The organism is Rhodococcus sp. WY5 (assembly GCF_018588185.1).
Taxonomy (GTDB): Bacteria; Actinomycetota; Actinomycetes; order Mycobacteriales; family Mycobacteriaceae; genus Rhodococcus_F; species Rhodococcus_F qingshengii.
Genome location: NZ_JAAMPR010000001.1, coordinates 4,470,810 through 4,484,482 on the forward strand (window position 1 = coordinate 4,470,810; position 13,673 = coordinate 4,484,482).

Consider the following 13,673-nt stretch of genomic DNA (forward strand, 5'->3'; position numbering starts at 1 on the left):
CGAGCCTGTGGCACAGTCGTGGAATGACAGACGTCAGGATTGACCGCCACCGAATGCTGTCGGCGTTCCTGTCTTCCCAGAACGATGTCGAACTGGCCCGACTGGTCGACGCCGTTCAAATCTCGAGTGTCGGCGTAGGTGGCGCCGCAGGAGTGATCAGGGTCTATGACAACAGGCTCAACGGCGTTCCGGTATTCACCAAACGCATCCCACTGAGCGTGCGGGAAATCGCCGAGGTGGGCTCTACTTCCAACCATTTCGATCTGCCGACGTTCTGCCAGTACGGCATTGGTGGCCCAAGCTTCAACGCCTGGCGAGAACTGGCCGCGAACATCGTGGTCACCGATGCCGTTCTGGCCGGCGAAACACAGTCGTTCCCAATGCTTTACCACTGGCGGATACTTCCCGGACGTTCGCCCGTTGCGGCCGAACACGCCGACATCGATTCCGTTCACACCGCCGGCGCCAGCCGTGAAGTGCGGACCCGTCTCGAAGCGCTTGCCGCTGCGCCGTGCAGCCTCGTACTGTTCTGCGAGTACATCGAACACCCGATCTCGAATTGGCTGGAAGACAACCCGTCCGCCAAAGCTGCCGAAGTCGAGCGACAGTTTTCGGAGATCGTGGCATTCTTGCGCGATCGACAGTTGCTGCACATGGACGGACATTTCGGCAACATGCGCACCGACATGGAGCGGATCTATCTCACCGACTTCGGACTGGCCACATCCCCACACTTCGACCTGTCGACTGCCGAGCACGACTTCGTCCGGCGCCACGCCACTCATGACGCCGACTACGCCGCCATGCTTCTGGTCAACTGGCTGGTGACCGAGGTCTGCGGGGTACCGAGGCCGACGAGCGGCGGACCAGTCGCCCGCAACCAGTACGTACGACGATGCGCCACAGGTCATATTCCAGGTGATGTGACACCAGAGGTGGCCGCGATCGTGACACGGCACGCGCCCGCCGCTGCGAGGATGAACGACTTCTACTGGCGATTGTTCGACGGCGACTTCGATGCGCCCTACCCGCAGGCCGCGCCAGTTCCGCCTTCCGGTCGAGCACAGGGTTTTCCCTGAACTGCCGTATTCACATCTCAGGGTTCATGTCATCCTCGGGACCGATGTGCTGGTCAGTGCCGGTAGGGCACAGTTCTCCTCATGATTGAACTGAGGGGATTGACCAAGGTTTACGGACCGACGAAAGCGGTGGACGATTTGTCGTTCACGGTCAAGCCGGGCATCGTGACGGGCTTCCTGGGCCCGAACGGTGCCGGTAAGTCGACGACGATGCGGATGATCCTGGGTTTGGATCAGCCGACGTCGGGTGCGGCGTTGATCGAGGGCAAGCCGTACCGGGAGCTCAAGACGCCGTTGCGGACGGTGGGTGCGTTGCTGGATGCGAAGTGGGTGCACCCCAATCGCAGTGCGCGTGCGCATCTGCAGTGGATGGCTGCTTCGAACGGGATCCCGAAGTCCCGCGTCGACGAGGTGCTCGGGTTGGTCGGGTTGTCCGAGGTGGCGGGCAAGAAGGCCGGCGGGTTCTCGCTCGGTATGTCGCAGCGTCTGGGGTTGGCGGGTGCGTTGTTGGGGGATCCGAAGGTGTTGTTGTTCGACGAGCCGGTCAACGGTCTCGATCCGGAGGGCATCGTCTGGATTCGTAAGTTCATGCAGCGGTTGGCGGCCGAGGGCCGCACGGTGCTCGTGTCGAGTCACCTCCTGTCGGAGATGGCGCTCACGGCGGAGCAGTTGGTGGTGATCGGTCGGGGTCGGTTGATTTCGGATTCGACGGTCGCGGAGTTCGTGGATCGTTCGTCGGAGTCGACGGTGCGCGTGCGCAGCCCACAATTGGACGCTCTCCATGCCGCATTGACTGCCCAGGGACTGACTGTCCGCGAGGAACATTCAGGATCGGAGCCGGTGTTGGTGGTCGTGGATTCGACCACCGATGTGATCGGTGGGTTGGCTGGTTCGCAGGGAATCGTGTTGCACGAGTTGGCTTCTGTGCAGGGATCGCTCGAGGATGCGTTCATGAAGTTGACCGGGGACGATGTCCAGTACCACGCATCCGGTATCGATCCGGGCGCCGGAGCCCACCACGCAAACACACAGCACGCTATGGGAGGTGCACTGTAATGGCTGTTCTCAGTGCTGAACGTATCAAGATCACCACGACCAAGTCGCCGCTGTGGTGCACGATCACAATCATCGTCCTAGGGTTGGGCGTCGCCTGGATGATCGGGCGTTCGTCGAGTTCGAGCATTCAGGCGTACAACGACGAAGCCGCATCAGGAACTCCTGATTTCGAGAAATTCCTCCCCACGTTCAACGACGCGGGGCTAGGAGTATCCGGATTCGGCGTCATGGTCCTGATGATCATGGCGGCGCTCGCGATCACCAGCGAGTACCGCTTCGGCATCATCCGTACCACCTTCCAGGCCATCCCGAGTCGGGCTTCGGTTCTGATCGCCAAAGCCGGCCTGATCGGGGCTTTCGGCGCGGTGCTGTCCTTCGTTCTCATGCTCGGCGCGGTATTCATCACCAAAGCTGCGGCAGGCTCTGAAGGTTCCACCAATCTGGCACTGGACAACGCCGACGCCTGGCGCGCCGTTTACGGCGTACCGATCTTCGCGTTCCTCTGCGTTGCCCTTGCCATCGCCGTCGGAGCACTCCTTCGTCAGTCCGCCGGCGCCATTGCACTACTGCTGCTGTGGCCACTGCTCATCGAGAGCCTGTTCGGCATGTTCGGATCCTTCGGCAGAAACGTCACACCGTTCCTCCCGTTCGCCAACGCCGACCACTTCCTCTCTTCGGGTTCGAGCACCAATTTCCATTGGGGCCCTTGGGGAAGCTTGTTCTACTTCGCAGCGTTTGTGCTGGTGATATTCGGAATCAGCATCGCCGTCGTCAACAAGCGCGACGCCTGACCGAGTCGCAAACCGACCAAGACCAAAACTGGCCGCACCGGAGCCCTTCCGGTGCGGCCAGTTTCGCGTTGACAGAACCCGCAGCGCTTGTCGATCACGCCAAGGAACAGGGCACCCGCGGGTTCGCGTCACTCTGCCCCGCGGACGCGGCACCTCGAAATAAGACCTGGTCGAGTTCCTGGCAGACTGACCTTACGCGTCAGCGTTCCAGTTGCGCGGCAAGCTCTTTCATCCAATCGAGGAATGCCTGCGGGCCGTCGAACTGGACGCCGTCGACAGCAGCCACTTCCGGTGCGATGTCGTCGCCCTTGACCACCAACGCTTCTCCACCCGAGGCAAGGACAGCGGCAAAGGCCGGTAGGTCACCCCGGTCGTCGCCCGCGTACGCGACGACGTCGACCCCTGCGGCCGCGATCGCGCGAAGGAGGCCTGTCCCCTTGTCCTCCTCAACTGGTGGGCGCAATTCCTCGACCAACTTGCCGGGCTCACGCCGCAACCCGGTCCGGCTCGCGATTTCTGTCGTCGCTGCTTCCACCAGGCGCTGCGCGACCGCACGATCCGCGGCCCGACGCCAATGCACGGCCACCGCAAGGCCTTTGCTCTCGACATGGATGCCAGGAACTGCCGGAGAGTCGAACAAGCGTCGCAATTCGGCTTCTGCTTCGGCGACAGCATCACTGAACGCCGCGACGGCCGGAAGCACGTGGATTCCGTCGTCCGTCCAGGTCTCGACGCCGTAGGAACCCATGAGCACAACGGAATTCAAGCTGAGCCGCTCTCGCAAGAACGACACAGGCCGTCCCGAGAGCAAGCCGACAACACCGAGATGCTCGGCCAGGGTCGCAAGCACGTCTTCGGCGCCGGGCAGTAGCGCACTCGCCGACGGATCGTCGACGATGGGTGCAAGCACGCCGTCGAAATCCATCACCAGTCCACAGCGAGCTGGATCGGACGTGAGTCGGAGGATGACGTCCGAAGCGGTTCGCATGGTTCGAGTGTGCCAAATCGATCGCACTCGTAATACCAACACCGGAGCCGAATGTAATCTCTGCCACTTCGTCCAGGTTGTCCGGAACCGCTGAGTAGGTCGCGTCGTCTCCCTGTAAGGGCCCACAGTGGTCCGCTAAAGTTCTCACGACGCTTACCAACTGGGGGGTTATGATGAGCGAATTGACTGTCGCCACTGACGGCATCCGAAAGTACGGCTCGACGTCGACCGAAGCGGCAGGACGCATCGCGCAGGCCGCCGCCGTCGATCTGGGTGCAAACATCGCAGCAGTCGCACCGGCCGTGGGCCCCGTCGGGATCGAATTTCTCGAAGCATTCGCGCGCGCTCAGGCCACACACACCAAAGATGTTGCAGCACTCGCCACGTTCTACGCCGGCAACGCCGCGACGGCCGGTGCAGCCGCGCAGGCCTACGACACCACAGATCATGCAATCGCAACAGATCTGACCGCTGCGGCCGGATCGACGGGCGCGACCGCGTGAGCACCGAAGACGACTCGACGACCGTCATCGAATTCCTTCACGGTGGCGCTCCTGCCCCGGTACTGCCGAACAATGTGGTCGAATCGATGCTCGCCGGCATACCGGTACCGGCACTCCCCGGAATCGAAGATCTGTTCGCGCCCTTGATCGAACTCGGGAAGAGTCTCGGCACAGGCACTTTTGCGGGCATCGATCCCGTCGGCATCTTCGATCAGGCGTCCACTCTCATCGACCACGCCATGGGACTGTCCCGAAGCGCGGTCGCCGACGTGGGCCAGACCTGGAACAGCACCGGCAGTGACGCCGCGACCGAACTGTCGCGATCCGCCCAGAGCAGCGGCGCAGAATTGAGCGAACGCGGAACCGCGATATCGAAAACTGCTGCCGCCGCCGCGGAATCGGTGCAGCGAGGCAACGCGAATCTCGCGGCAATCGCGCAGTCCTTCGCCACCACGGTTGCAGCTGCCGCGCCCATCGCGTGGACACCACCAGGACAGGCGATGTTGCTTGCCTCGGCAGCTGAACACATGCAGGCAGCCGTCGCGGCGGTGACTCGGACGCGTGGGGAGATGCTCGGGCACACCGCAGCCATGAACGCCCTTGCCGGACCGATCCCCGTGCCGACCCCACCGACCAGTGAGGCACTCTCCAACCTGGTCACTGCGGAGGCAATCAACAACGCCGCCCGTCAGATCGCCCAACCTCTTTCTGCCTCAACCGATGCCGGTGATGCGCCGTACTCCACCCACCCGGACTCCACTCAGCCAGGCACCGAGGCTGTTCGAACCTCGGCTGCACAGGCCGGCGCCGGGCGTCCGACCGGCGTCGACAGGCTGTCGGGCGCAGGCAATCCGTCGACGTCACTCGCAGCCGGCGCGTCGCCGTCACCCAGTGCGACGGCAAGCTCTGGCGGAGCATGGGTGAGCGGAAGCGGTGGCACTACCGGCGGAATGGTGAGGGGTGCAGCGGGAGTAGCTGCAGTTCAACCGGTTCCGGTAGCAACGCCCGGCCTGGGTGCACCATCGTCGACAGTCGGCAGTAGCGGCATGTCGCCGGGCGGCATGCTGGGCGGTGGACCCCGCGGATCTCGGGACGACGAGTCGTCACGCACTATCCCGAGGTATCTCGTCACTGCCGGCGACGAGAATTCGATGGTCGACGATCTGCCGATGGTGTCGCCGCCCGTGCTCGGGGCTGACGATCCCGATCAGTACCTGTTCCGAGATCTCTGATCAAGACAAACCTCAGACGAAGCCCAACTCCCGCACCGCCGCACGCTCCTGCTCCAGTTCGCTGACGGACAGGTCGACCCGTTCGCGTGAGAAGTCGTCGATCGCGAGGTCGGGCACGATAGCGAACTCGCCATCGGCACAGGTCACAGGGAAGGACGAGATCAATCCTTCGGGCACCCCGTAGGAACCGTCCGAACAGACGGCCATGGATACCCAGTCGTCCTCGGCGGTACCGATCACCCAGTCGCGGACGTGGTCGATCGACGCGCTGGCCGCACTCGCCGCAGAGGACGATCCACGCGCAGCGATGATGGCGGTGCCTCGCACCTGCACAGTCGGGATGAAATCGTTCTCCACCCAGTCGCGGTCGTCGATCACCGCGAGTGCAGGCTCACCTGCGACAGTCGCGTGGGACAGGTCCGGGTACTGCGTCGCCGAATGGTTTCCCCAGACGGACACCTTGCGCACCGACGACGCACGAACCCCGGTCTTCTTCACCACCTGCGCGATCGCTCGGTTGTGGTCGAGACGCGTCAGTGCACTGAACCGAGTATCGGGCACATCCGGTGCATTGTTCATCGCGATGAGCGCGTTGGTGTTGGCCGGATTTCCCACGACCAGCACCTTGACGTCCGAGGCTGCGTTGTTGTTGATCGCCTTCCCGTGGGCTGTGAATATCGCGCCGTTCGCACTCAGCAAGTCGGCACGCTCCATTCCCTTGCTCCGCGGACGTGCGCCGACCAGCATCCCGACGTTCGCGCCGGAGAAGGCGACATCGGGATCGTCAGTGATGTCGATGGAGCTCAGCAACGGAAATGCGCCGTCTTCGAGTTCCATCGCAACGCCTTCGGCAGCGGACACGGCGGCAGGAATCTCGAGCAGTCGAAGTTTGATCGGGACGTCAGCGCCGAGCATCTCCCCCGCAGCTATGCGGAAAAGCATTCCGTATGCGATCTGACCCGACGCTCCGGTTACCGTGACGGTTACGGGCGCAATACTCATTGCCGACTCCTCACCTGCCGTTTTCACGACTGTCCGTTCTACAACGCTGTAAGAACGGTTTCCACGCTAGTCGAGTAAACCGGCCACTTCGTGGTCTGTCAGTGTGGTTCTCGGCACTCGTCCCTCCGCCGTCACGAGTTCGACGGCGCGGTAGAGCGGACGCTCGGCGAGTCCGGCGCCGCGGGCTTCGGCACGCAACTGTTCGATCAGCACCGAGGACAACGCGGCAGCCGGTACCAACTCGCTGGCCGCCAGCGCGTCGGCGAGCTTGCGGAGTGCAAGGATCTCCAACTCGCGCCCACCCCCCGCGGTATACAGCGCGAGCGGGATCCGCACGGTGGACCGTCCGTCGCCGAGCGTCAAGCTGACTTCGCTGATCCGGCCGGATCGCACCGTCAATGCCGCCGTGAGTACCTCGGCCACGTCGACGACGTTGGTTCGAAAACCAGCTTGCGCACGAACTCTGTTGCCGTACAACGTGATGTGCCGGCGCAGCGTCATCAGGATCGCAAGTGACGTCGGCACCGCGATGACGGCACCGACGATCACTCCAACGGTCGCCGTCGAGAACACACTGACGATCAACCCGACGACCACACCGAACACCACGACAACAACGGCGAATTTCTTCAGCCGCGGCGCGATCAACGCCACGGGAACCAGATCGAGCGAAACCGGTTCGGCCTCAGTGCTCAACGAGTTCCCCGAGCTTGTCGACAACCTGGTCGAGCGCCACTGTCTCCTGCTCACCTGTTGCCAACTGTTTGACAACGACAACGCCCTCTTCGAGTTCACGCTCGCCGAGAACCAAAGCGATCGCGGCACCCGAACGATCAGCTGCCTTCATCGAGCCCTTCACGCCACGGTTTCCGTACGCCAGGTCGACGCGAATCCCATTGGCACGCAACTGATGTGCGATCTTCACCAGTGCGGCCTTCGCCTCGGCACCCATCGGTACACAGAAGACGTCGACACGCGCCGGTGGCGCAACGGACTTGCCCTCGGCCTCGAGCGCGAGAACCGTGCGGTCGACGCCGATTCCGAACCCGATGCCCGAGAGCGGCTGTCCACCCAGCTGTTCCATCAGACCGTCGTAACGACCACCACCACCGATTCCGGACTGCGCACCCAGTCCGTCGTGCACGAATTCGAAGGTTGTCTTGGTGTAGTAGTCGAGGCCGCGGACCATGCGCGGGTTGACGACGTACGGAACGCCCAATGCGTCCAGGTGCGCTAGCACCTCGTCGAAGTGCGCCTTGCAGCTCTCGGACAGGTGATCGAGCATGAGCGGTGCGCCGGCCGTCATCTCGCGTACATCTGGGCGCTTGTCGTCGAGCACGCGGAGCGGGTTGATCTCGGCGCGTCGACGCGTGTCCTCGTCGAGTGGGAGTGCAAAGAGAAACTCCTGCAGCAGTTCGCGATACTGCGGCCGGCAGGTGTCGTCACCGAGAGAGGTGATTTCGAGGCGGAAGCCGTCGAGCCCCAACGACCGGAATCCGGCGTCGGCGATCGCGATGACCTCAGCGTCGAGCGCGGGGTCGTCGATCCCGATGGCTTCGACGCCGACCTGCTGCAACTGGCGGTAGCGACCGGCCTGCGGGCGCTCGTAGCGGAAGAACGGGCCCGCGTAGCTGACCTTGACCGGCAACTGTCCACGATCGAGGCTGTGCTCGATGACCGCACGCATGACTCCGGCGGTTCCCTCGGGACGCAACGTCACCGAACGGTCACCGCGGTCGGCGAATGTGTACATCTCTTTGCTGACGACGTCGGTCGACTCACCGACACCGCGAGCGAACAGGCCGGTGTCCTCGAAGATCGGCAATTCGATGTGGCCGTATCCGGCCAACCTCGCGGCGCGCGTCAAACCGTCACGAACGGCGACGAATTCGGCTGACTGCGGCGGAACGTAGTCCGGAATGCCCTTGGGTGCAGAGAAGGTGCTGGCTTTACTCACGAGAGGTACTTTTCCTTATTCTTGTGCGCTGAGTCCAACGAGAAACGGATTCGAGCTTCGCTCGGCGCCGATCGAACTGTTGCCGCCGTGCCCGGGCAGGACCACTGTCTCGTCACCGAGTGCCAATAGCTTGCGGGCGATCGAAGCGAGCAACTGCTCGTGATTTCCGCCGGGCAGGTCGCTGCGCCCGATGGAACCCTGGAACAGGGTGTCACCGGTGAACGCCAAATCCACGGGCCCGCTCTCGGTGTTCGCCTGGGTGCGGAACACCACCGATCCCTGCGTGTGCCCGGGTGTGTGGTCCACGACGAACGTCATTCCGGCCTCGGTGATCTTGTCTCCGTCGGCCAGTTCGATCACCTCGTCCGGCTCCACGAACGTCATGCCTTGAATGAATTCCTTCATCGTCGGGCCGATCCCCCGTGCCGGATCGCTGAGCATGTAGCGATCCTCGGGATGGATGTACGCGGGTACGGAATACCGCTCACAGACCTCGCGGGCCGACCACACGTGATCGAGATGACCGTGCGTCAGGAGGACCGCCGTGACCGACATGTCCTTGGAGTCCAGATATTCGAAGAGCGGCTCAGCTGCATCCTGACCCGGATCTACGACTACGCACTCGCACGCGTCGTTCTGAGCGAGTATGTAGCAGTTGGTTTGGAACATCCCGGCCGGAAAACCAGTGACGAGCACGGGGGCAACTCCTCTTCGAAGGGTGGAAACGAACAACACGCTGTCGGTTACAGCCTAAGCTGCTGCCCCGCCAGTAAGTTCTCAGGTTGCAATGGGAGACTCTGACGACGAGTAGAGCCGCTTGCCGAAGCCGACCCCCAGGGTGTCGCTCGGCCGGCCGACCACGATCCACCCGCGATACGGAGGACTACAGCAGTGCCGAGTAACGAGCAACGCCGCGAGGCGGCGAAACGCAAGCTCGAGCGTCAGCTCGAACGTCGCGCAGAACGTGCCCGCAAGCGCAAGCAGATGACGATAGCCGGAACTGCGCTCGGCGTGGTCGTCGTAGTCGGCGTCGTCGGTGGACTCATCTGGCTGAGCAATCGCAGTGACGACGACGCGAACACCACCAACACTGCTGCCGACGACTCGAGCCTCACGCCACAGACCGCGGGTGCAATGCCGGCCGGTCTGTCGACGCCACTGGCCGACACGGTCTCCTGCTCGTATCCAGCCGACGGCGCTACCGCGTCCAAGGCCAACAACCCTCCTCGTACCGACGGGATTCCCACCACCGCGCCGGACGCGACGCCGAGCATCAGCGTCGAGACCTCGCAGGGAAACATCGGGCTCACACTCGACGGAACGAAGTCTCCGTGCACGGTCAACAGCTTCGTGAGCTTGGCGCAGCAGGACTACTTCAACGACACCACCTGCCACCGCATGACGACGAGCCCCTCGCTCCAGGTGCTGCAGTGCGGTGACCCGTCGGGCACCGGCACCGGCGGACCGGGCTACGGCTTCGACAACGAATTCCCCACCACGGCGTATTCCACCACCGACCCGGCAGCGGAGGAGCCCGTCACCTACGCGCGCGGCACGGTTGCGATGGCCAACACCGGGGCACCCGGTAGCAACGGCAGCCAGTTCTTCCTCGTCTACGGCGACTCACAACTCCCCCCGCAGTACACGGTTTTCGGCACGATCGACGAAACCGGGCTCGCCACTTTGGACAAGGTCGCGGCCGGCGGATCGACGCCAGAGGGTGACGGCAAGCCGAATCTGACCACCGACATCAAGACAGTAAGGCTCGACTGATGCGACGTAATCCTGTGATGCGCTTTCCTGTAGTTATTGCCGCCGCAAGCGCCGCGGCGCTGCTTCTGGCTGGTTGTTCCAGTGATTCCGGTAGCTCGGACTCGCCGTCCAGCACCTCCAAGGCGAAGACGACAACGGCTGCCATGCCGCCGCTCGACATGTCACAGTTCGACGCACTCCCGCCTGTCCCGACTCCGGCCTCGGCGACCGTCGACTGCTCGTACCCGAGCGCGGCGGGTGCAGCAAAAACCGTCAATCCGCCGAACTCCACGGGTGTGTCCACCGAGGGAACCGTCAACGTCGCGCTCACGACTACGGCCGGCCCGATCGGGATGGAACTGAACCGGGCGGAAGCCCCCTGCACGGTCAACAGCATCGTGAGCTTGACCGAGCAGAAGTACTTCGACGACACCCCGTGCCATCGACTCGTCACCACACCCGGTCTACAGATCCTGCAGTGCGGCGATCCCTCGGGCAAGGGCACGGGCGGACCGGGCTACGGCTTCGACAACGAGTACCCGACCACTGCCTACCCGGCTAACGATCCGGCACTCTCCTTGCCTGCCGTCTACCCCCGCGGCACGCTGGCAATGGCCAACTCGGGTAAACCGGGCAGCAACGGCAGTCAGTTCTTCCTCGTCTACGAGGATTCGGTCTTGCCGCCCAACTACACGGTCTTCGGAAAGATCGACGACGCCGGCCTGGCGACGATCGAGAAGATCGCGGCCGACGGCGACGACGGTGGTATGGGAGCAACCGGCGGCGGTGCACCCAACACCCCGATCACCATCGAGACTGCAGTAGTCGCCTGACCCCCTGTGCGCCTTTATTAACCGCCCGCGGTTAATAAAGGCGCACAGCAGTTTACGAGGCAGAGGTCACGCGGTAGACGTCGTAGACGCCTTCCACGTTACGAACCACGTTGAGAACATGACCCAAGTGCTTCGGGTCGCCCATCTCGAAGGTGAACTTGCTGATCGCCACCCGGTCGCCGGACGTGGTGACCGAGGCCGACAGGATGTTCACCTTCTCGTCTGCCAACGCCTTGGTGACGTCGGAAAGCAACCGATGACGATCGAGCGCCTCTATCTGGATCGCGACCAGGAACACCGATGTCGCTGACGGTGCCCATTCGACGTCGATGATTCGCTCCGACTGATCGTGGAGCGAGTTGGCGTTGGTGCAGTCGGTACGGTGCACGCTGACCGCGCCGCCACGCGTGACGAAGCCCAGAATCGAATCGCCCGGTACCGGCGTGCAACACTTCGCGAGTTTTGCCACCGTGCCCGGTGCTCCGGGAACCAGAATTCCGGAGTCACCCGTACTGCGGGTGCGCACCGGCATGGTCGACGGCGTCGAACGCTCGGCCAGTTCCTCCTCGACGGCGCCGACGCCGCCCAGATGAGCAACCAGTCGCTGCACGACGTGGTGCGCCGACACCTGACTCTCGCCTACGGCCGTGTACAACGCCGAGACGTCGGGATAGCGAAGTTCGTGCGCGATCGTGCTCATCGATTCGGCATTCATCAACCGCTGCAACGGAAGTCCCACACGGCGGACCTCCTTCGCGATCTGATCCTTGCCGGACTCGAGCGCCTCTTCGCGGCGTTCCTTCGCGAACCACTGACGGATCTTCGCCTTGGCACGCGGCGAGACGACAAACGTCTGCCAATCACGGCTCGGCCCGGCGGTGGCAGCCTTCGACGTGAAGACCTCCACCACTTCGCCGTTTTCGAGAGTTCGTTCCAGCGCGACCAGTCGGCCGTTGACCCTGGCACCGATGCATCGGTGCCCGACCTCGGTGTGCACCGCATACGCGAAATCGACGGGGGTCGATCCGGCAGGCAACGTGATGACGTCGCCCTTCGGCGTGAAGACGAAGATCTCCTTGACCGCGAGGTCGTAACGCAACGATTCGAGGAACTCCCCCGGATCGGCCGCTTCACGTTGCCAGTCGAGTAGCTGACGCATCCACGCCATGTCGTCGACCTCGGCGATGTCGCCCGCGTGCTTGCCCTTGGTCTCCTTGTACCGCCAGTGCGCGGCGATACCGAACTCCGCGGTCCGGTGCATGTCCTGGGTCCGGATCTGGACCTCCAGGGGCTTGCCTTCCGGTCCCACGACGGTGGTGTGCAGCGACTGGTAGACGCCGTAGCGCGGCTGTGCGATGTAGTCCTTGAAGCGTCCGGCCATCGGCTGCCACAGTGAGTGGACAACGCCGACCGCGGCGTAACAGTCACGCACTTCTTCACACAGGATGCGGACGCCGACCAGATCGTGGATGTCGTCGAAATCGCGGCCCTTGACGATCATCTTCTGATAGATCGACCAGTAATGCTTGGGCCTGCCTTCGACGATGGCGTTGATCCGCGAGGCGGACAGGGTCGAGTTGATCTCGGCGCGAACCTTGGCCAGATAGGTGTCACGAGAAGGCGCGCGATCGGCGACCAGTCGAACGATCTCGTCATACTTCTTCGGGTGCAAGATGGCGAATGAGAGGTCCTCGAGTTCCCACTTGACGGTCGCCATTCCAAGTCGATGTGCAAGTGGCGCAATGACTTCGAGAGTCTCTCGCGCCTTACGTGCCTGCTTTTCTGGCGGCAGGAATCGCATCGTGCGCATGTTGTGCAGACGATCCGCGACCTTGATCACGAGCACGCGCGGGTCCCGCGCCATCGCGATGATCATCTTGCGGATGGTTTCGCCCTCGGCGGCGGTGCCCAGAACGACCTTGTCGAGTTTGGTGACGCCGTCGACGAGGTGAGCGACCTCGTCACCGAAGTCCTTGGTCAACTCTTCGAGTGAGTACCCGGTGTCCTCGACGGTGTCGTGCAGCAGGGCTGCGACGAGGGTGGTGGTGTCCATACCCAACTCGGCCAGAATGCTTGCGACGGCCAACGGATGCGTGATGTACGGATCGCCGGACTTGCGCCGCTGGCTCGAATGTCTGTCCTCGGCGACGTCGTACGCACGCTGGAGCAGCGCGAGGTCGGCCTTCGGATACAGCTCACGGTGGAGGCTGACCAACGGCTCGAGCACCGGGCGGATGGTGGCGTTGCGCTGACCGGTGATGCGTCGAGCAAGCCGAGCGCGCACCCTACGGGAGGCGGAAGCGGGCACGGCCAGATTCTGCCCACCCCGATTGCCGGTAGTTTGCGCAGATCCCGAATCGTCGGGCACCGCGGACTTCGATGGTGTCGTCTCCGGAGCCGGAACTGCACCCGTCTCCTGCGACACTGCACCCGAGTTCTGTGATCGATCAAGATTCGACGTCATGTCGCCACCTCCTACC

The 13,673-nt window shown here is 63.3% G+C and carries 13 protein-coding genes; 7 read left to right on the top strand and 6 right to left on the bottom strand.

The window, feature by feature from the left end:
• Positions 1 to 23: 23 nt before the first annotated feature.
• The 3 genes from G4D79_RS20555 (at position 24) to G4D79_RS20565 (ending at position 2,926) form a co-directional block, all read left to right on the top strand.
• Positions 24 to 1,079, top strand: coding sequence for a serine/threonine protein phosphatase (locus G4D79_RS20555; RefSeq protein ID WP_214514321.1), 1,056 nt, complete (start codon positions 24 to 26; stop codon positions 1,077 to 1,079).
• 81 nt (positions 1,080 to 1,160) lie between these two features.
• On the top strand, positions 1,161 to 2,135 hold the full coding sequence (locus tag G4D79_RS20560; RefSeq protein ID WP_042919882.1) for an ABC transporter ATP-binding protein: 975 nt from the start codon (positions 1,161 to 1,163) through the stop codon (positions 2,133 to 2,135).
• Positions 2,135 to 2,926, top strand: a complete 792-nt coding sequence (locus G4D79_RS20565; protein WP_003943323.1) for an ABC transporter permease subunit — start codon at positions 2,135 to 2,137, stop codon at positions 2,924 to 2,926. The genes G4D79_RS20560 and G4D79_RS20565 overlap by 1 nt, the downstream gene beginning before the upstream one ends.
• Before the next feature lie 199 nt (positions 2,927 to 3,125).
• On the opposite strand, the gene otsB is transcribed toward G4D79_RS20565, so the two are convergent.
• Positions 3,126 to 3,914 (bottom strand): trehalose-phosphatase, encoded by a 789-nt coding sequence (gene otsB, locus G4D79_RS20570; protein ID WP_228232714.1) that lies wholly within the window; start codon positions 3,912 to 3,914, stop codon positions 3,126 to 3,128.
• Positions 3,915 to 4,087: 173 nt separating this feature from the next.
• Here otsB and G4D79_RS20575 point away from each other — a divergent pair, with 173 nt between their 5' ends.
• Both G4D79_RS20575 and G4D79_RS20580 read left to right on the top strand, forming a co-directional pair.
• Complete coding sequence (locus G4D79_RS20575; protein WP_037130770.1) at positions 4,088 to 4,417, top strand: type VII secretion target; 330 nt, start codon at positions 4,088 to 4,090, stop codon at positions 4,415 to 4,417.
• Entirely contained in the window at positions 4,414 to 5,649 is a 1,236-nt protein-coding gene (locus tag G4D79_RS20580; RefSeq protein ID WP_308252597.1) for a hypothetical protein, read from the top strand. Before G4D79_RS20575 ends, G4D79_RS20580 begins: the two co-directional genes overlap by 4 nt.
• A gap of 12 nt (positions 5,650 to 5,661) precedes the next feature.
• Here G4D79_RS20580 and G4D79_RS20585 read toward each other — a convergent pair whose 3' ends face one another.
• The 4 genes from G4D79_RS20585 to G4D79_RS20600 all read right to left on the bottom strand — a co-directional run bounded on the left by G4D79_RS20585 (position 5,662) and on the right by G4D79_RS20600 (position 9,304).
• Positions 5,662 to 6,651 (bottom strand): malate dehydrogenase, encoded by a 990-nt coding sequence (locus tag G4D79_RS20585; RefSeq protein ID WP_204855792.1) that lies wholly within the window; start codon positions 6,649 to 6,651, stop codon positions 5,662 to 5,664.
• Positions 6,652 to 6,717: 66 nt separating this feature from the next.
• On the bottom strand, positions 6,718 to 7,347 hold the full coding sequence (locus tag G4D79_RS20590; RefSeq protein WP_007732974.1) for a hypothetical protein: 630 nt from the start codon (positions 7,345 to 7,347) through the stop codon (positions 6,718 to 6,720).
• Entirely contained in the window at positions 7,337 to 8,608 is a 1,272-nt protein-coding gene (gene hisS / locus G4D79_RS20595; RefSeq protein ID WP_007732972.1) for a histidine--tRNA ligase, read from the bottom strand. Before hisS ends, G4D79_RS20590 begins: the two co-directional genes overlap by 11 nt.
• Before the next feature lie 15 nt (positions 8,609 to 8,623).
• The gene (locus G4D79_RS20600) at positions 8,624 to 9,304 is read right to left on the bottom strand and encodes an MBL fold metallo-hydrolase (protein WP_214514322.1); all 681 of its coding nucleotides are present in this window, start codon (positions 9,302 to 9,304) and stop codon (positions 8,624 to 8,626) included.
• 195 nt (positions 9,305 to 9,499) lie between these two features.
• On the opposite strand from G4D79_RS20600, the gene G4D79_RS20605 reads away from it, so the two are divergent.
• Complete coding sequence (locus G4D79_RS20605) at positions 9,500 to 10,381, top strand: peptidylprolyl isomerase (protein ID WP_214514323.1); 882 nt, start codon at positions 9,500 to 9,502, stop codon at positions 10,379 to 10,381.
• Positions 10,381 to 11,193, top strand: coding sequence for a peptidylprolyl isomerase (locus tag G4D79_RS20610; RefSeq protein WP_370333875.1), 813 nt, complete (start codon positions 10,381 to 10,383; stop codon positions 11,191 to 11,193). The genes G4D79_RS20605 and G4D79_RS20610 overlap by 1 nt, the downstream gene beginning before the upstream one ends.
• Before the next feature lie 52 nt (positions 11,194 to 11,245).
• Here G4D79_RS20610 and G4D79_RS20615 read toward each other — a convergent pair whose 3' ends face one another.
• Positions 11,246 to 13,657 (bottom strand): bifunctional (p)ppGpp synthetase/guanosine-3',5'-bis(diphosphate) 3'-pyrophosphohydrolase, encoded by a 2,412-nt coding sequence (locus G4D79_RS20615; RefSeq protein ID WP_003943344.1) that lies wholly within the window; start codon positions 13,655 to 13,657, stop codon positions 11,246 to 11,248.
• Positions 13,658 to 13,673: the final 16 nt, after the last annotated feature.